This is a genomic window from Flexivirga sp. YIM B11880 (assembly GCF_058148645.1).
The window spans coordinates 1-3,860 of record NZ_JBMAMH010000032.1 but is presented as its reverse complement, the minus strand read 5'-3'; the positions used below and the strand labels follow the sequence as shown (position 1 = coordinate 3,860).

The window sequence follows — 3,860 nt, the reverse complement described above, 5'->3', positions numbered from 1 at the left end:
CAGACCAAGTCGAAAAACTTCGACCACACCTGCGGCGGATACGACCGAGTACAACCCTTCTGACGATCTCCCACAACATCTCCTTCAATTCGAGATGTTGCCTAGACCGGTGGAATCCGCCCGAGATTTCGGTACGTAACTCGCGACTGTCGCGACCTATCCGCGATCTGGCGACGTGACCCGGGCCGCGAGGAGCCGAGCCAGATAACTCAACTCGTGATGTCCTTGCCGTCGAAGCGAGCCCAGGCGGCCAACACGAAAACCACGATGTAACCGAGTGCGACGAGCACGCCCACCCGAACCGTGCTGTAGTCCGGCGGATTGCGCATCAGGTCAGCGAACCCGGTCCAGCGGTGCACCAACAGCCAGGGGTGCAGCCAGGCGATCTGCGGGATCGCGTCGAGCACCCACATCGTCGCGGTGACGATCAGCAGCGCGACGGTCGCCGCGATCGGCTGCTCGGTGAGCGTGGAGACGAACAAGCCGATCGCACCGAGCGCGCAGAGGCCGAAGCCGACGTATGCCGTGGAGATCGCCAGCCGCCACAGGCCGACCCCGAGAGACACCTGGTCCCCCGACAAAGTGGTGAGGGGCCCGGTCCCGAAGAGGAGTATGCCGGCGACCGCGCCCGCAACCGTGACGGCGAACGCTGCGATGAACGAGCCAGCAACGATCCCAAGGTATTTCACGGCAAGCACGCGTGCCCGACCGGCCGGGACCGTGAGCAGGTAGCGCAGCGTGCCGGAGTGGGCCTCGCCGGCGATCGCGTCGCCCGACACCATCGCGATGGCGAGCGGGAAGAACAAGGTCAGCTCGAAGGTCAGCGCGGCGAACGCGAGGAAGACCCCGTTGCCGACGATGTCGTCAATGAAGTTGGGCGGCCCGTCACCTCGCGGGTTGCTCTCGGTGAGCCGCACCGCGACCCCGAGGATCACCGGCATGGCCGCCAGGACCACCAGCCCGGCCTGGTTGCGCCGGCGGCTCATGATCAGCCGCAGCTCCGAGCCAAAGAACCGCAACGTCGCGGCGGAGAGCCTGCCGGTCTCGGTCACGAGCGCACCTCGAAACCTTCGCCGGTCAGCGAGACGTAGAGGTCCTCCAGGCTCGGCCGGTCGATCGCAAAGCGGCGCAACCGGACTCCGGCGTCGGCCAGGGCAGCCGAAATGTCTTCCGGCAGCGCATCACCGGGCGACGCGATGACGACCTCACCGTCCACCCGCACGCCGCCCAGGCCGCGTGCGGACAACACGTCGAGCGCCCGTTGTGGGTCCGGAGTGTGCACAATCAGCTGCGCGGTCTGGGTCGCCCGCAGCTCGTCGATGCTGCCTTGGGCGACCAGCCGGCCGGCTCGCATCACGCCGATGTGCGAGCAGATCTGCTGGATCTCGGCGAGCAGGTGACTCGAGATGAGCACGGTGATGCCGTCCGCCGCCAGACTCCCCACCAGGTGCCGCACCTCGCGGGTGCCCTGTGGGTCCAGGCCGTTGGTCGGCTCGTCCAGCACCAGCAGGTCACGGGGTGCGAGCAGCGCCGCGGCGATGGCCAGCCGTTGCTTCATCCCGAGGGAGTAGGCCCGGAAACGTTTGTTGGCAGCCGGTTTGAGCCCCACCCGATCGAGCGCGCGGTGGATCCGCGCCTCGCTGGTGGTGGTGTCCGAGCGGGCGTCCGCCGCGTCGAGCCGCCGCAGATTGGCCAGCCCGGACAGGTGGGCGTGGAACGCCGGGCCCTCGATGAGCGACCCCACCCGATGCAGCGCCGTCGTCAGGCCCTCCGGCATGTGGTGGCCGAGCACGTCGTGATCGCCCTCGGTGGGTCTGACCAGTCCGAGGAGCATGCGGATGGTCGTCGTCTTGCCGGAACCGTTGGGGCCGAGGAACCCGTAGACACTCCCGGTGGGCACACGCATGTCGATCGCGTCGACCGCCCGCTGGGAGCCGAAAACCTTTGTCAGCCCGCGGGTTTCGATAGCGTATGACGAGGAGTCCGCGCTGGTCGAGTAGGCCGGAGCGCTAGCGGAGGCCGTATCGAGACCCGCGGACTGCTCAGCCGAGGGCGGCATACAGGACGGCCGGCTGGACGGCACCGACCGCGAACCGGCCGTCGTCGGTCAGCACCGCGCTGAACAGGGCGGTGTCGAGCAGGTGGCCGCTCCCCCAACTGCCGGAGACCTTCGGCAGGAGCCGGAGCATTCCTTGCAGCGAGTCCGGCTGGCCGGTGTTTGCGGCGGATTTGCGCGGGATCTCGCCCACGAGCACCGACGACCAGGCCGTGCCGACGACGTGCGGCGCGGCGACGTCGGCGGGTGCCGACTTGGGACGGGTCGTCGTCCCGGGCTTCGGCGTGGTGACCTTCGACCCCGGTGGCGGCGTGAAGTCGAACCTGCTGGCGGATGGCTTCGCGAAGCTCATGGACGAAAAGCCCACGTTGATAGCCGGTTTCGCCGCTCCACGGGCGAAAACCTCTGCGCGCAACGGAATGTGGTGCTTGGCGTCGACCGCGATACGGATCGACCCGATCTTGGTCTTGCTCGTCCGGGGGGTGAGAACGAGCTCGTATGCCGCCCGTCCGGCCACCCGGTCGTTGCTCGTGGTGCTGACCTTGGTGGTCGGGTCGAGCATCCGCAGCACCCAGGACGCCACGCCCTCCGGTGTGGTCAGCTGTGCCGGCAGGTGCTGCTCCGTCCGGTTTTGGGGTGCGCTGCCGTGGCCGGACACCGCGCCGGCCGGTGCGGCCACGTGCAGCACGGAGTGGTCGGCGCTCTTCCACAGCCACAGACCGTTCGAGTTGGTGATCAGGTCGGTCTCCGCCGAGTCGCCGAGGACGGCGATGCGGGAGGAGACGTTGCCGTCATACCAGACCTTGGCGGTGTGCGTGCCGCTCAGCAGGCTGAGCGGGCTGGTGGGGTCGCTGCCGGCCATCCCGCTCGGCAACTGCGGCAGACCGAGCGACATGCGCGCGGTCACGGTGCCGGACAGCGCCACCGGCCGGACACGCTGCAGGTCGGTCAGCAGTTGCGCCGCGGTCCGCGGGGGCAGGTTGGTGGCGGCGTTCGCCGGCCAGTGGGCAGCGACCTGCGAACCGGTGATGATGACAGCGAGCACGGCCCCCGGTGCGGCCCAGCGCAACAACGGGCGGCGGCTGAATGGCGCGTTCATCAATCGAGCATAAGTCGCCGGCCTGTGAGAATCATCCCCCGTAAGAATGATCCTGAGTCGGTCAGCGCACCTCGCTGTGCGCGCGCCGGACCGCGCGCGACATGGCGCGTTCGGCCTCCCGGTTGTCCTGCCGCTCGCGCAGCGCCTGGCGCTTGTCGTACTGCTTCTTGCCCTTGGCGAGGGCGATCTCGACCTTGACCCGGCCATTGACGAAGTAGAGCGACAGCGGGATCAGCGTGTGACCGGCCTCCTGGGACTTGCCGAGCAGCTTGTCGATCTCGTGCCGGTGCATCAGCAGCTTGCGGCGGCGCCGGGTGGCGTGGTTGGTCCAGCTGCCGCCCGAGTATTCGGGGATGTGGACGTTCTCCAGCCACAGCTCGCCGTGCCGGTCGTCGGCATACCCGTCGACGAGTGACGCCCGGCCCATTCGCAGGCTCTTGACCTCGGTGCCGGTCAGGACCAGGCCGGCCTCGATCGTGTCTTCGATGAGGTAGTCGTGCCGCGCCTTGCGGTTGGTGGCGACGACCTTCTTGGCCGGCTCGTCCTTGGCGGACTTCTTCGCTTTCTTGGCCATGGGACCAGTCTACGGAGCGGCCGCAACCGGGATTTCCGGCCGCGGGATCTGGCGCGGCGTCATACACACCGCGCGGTATGGCGCGCGATGTGTATGACGGGCGGCGAAACTTCCTGGAGTGGTCACGAGAT

General features: G+C 68.2%; 4 protein-coding genes. All 4 read right to left on the bottom strand.

All coding sequences use genetic code 11. The features are described from left to right. Positions 1-209: 209 nt before the first annotated feature. Entirely contained in the window at positions 210-1,052 is an 843-nt protein-coding gene (locus ACN8HC_RS19685; protein ID WP_490076536.1) for an ABC transporter permease, read from the bottom strand. Continuing rightward, positions 1,049-1,906, bottom strand: a complete 858-nt coding sequence (locus ACN8HC_RS19680) for an ABC transporter ATP-binding protein (protein ID WP_490076535.1) — start codon at positions 1,904-1,906, stop codon at positions 1,049-1,051. The genes ACN8HC_RS19685 and ACN8HC_RS19680 overlap by 4 nt, the downstream gene beginning before the upstream one ends. 136 nt (positions 1,907-2,042) lie before the next feature. Then, the gene (locus ACN8HC_RS19675) at positions 2,043-3,155 is read right to left on the bottom strand and encodes a LolA family protein (RefSeq protein WP_490076534.1); all 1,113 of its coding nucleotides are present in this window, start codon (positions 3,153-3,155) and stop codon (positions 2,043-2,045) included. 61 nt (positions 3,156-3,216) lie between these two features. Further along, entirely contained in the window at positions 3,217-3,729 is a 513-nt protein-coding gene (gene smpB, locus ACN8HC_RS19670) for an SsrA-binding protein SmpB (RefSeq protein WP_490076533.1), read from the bottom strand. Between the last annotated feature and the right edge of the window lie 131 nt (positions 3,730-3,860).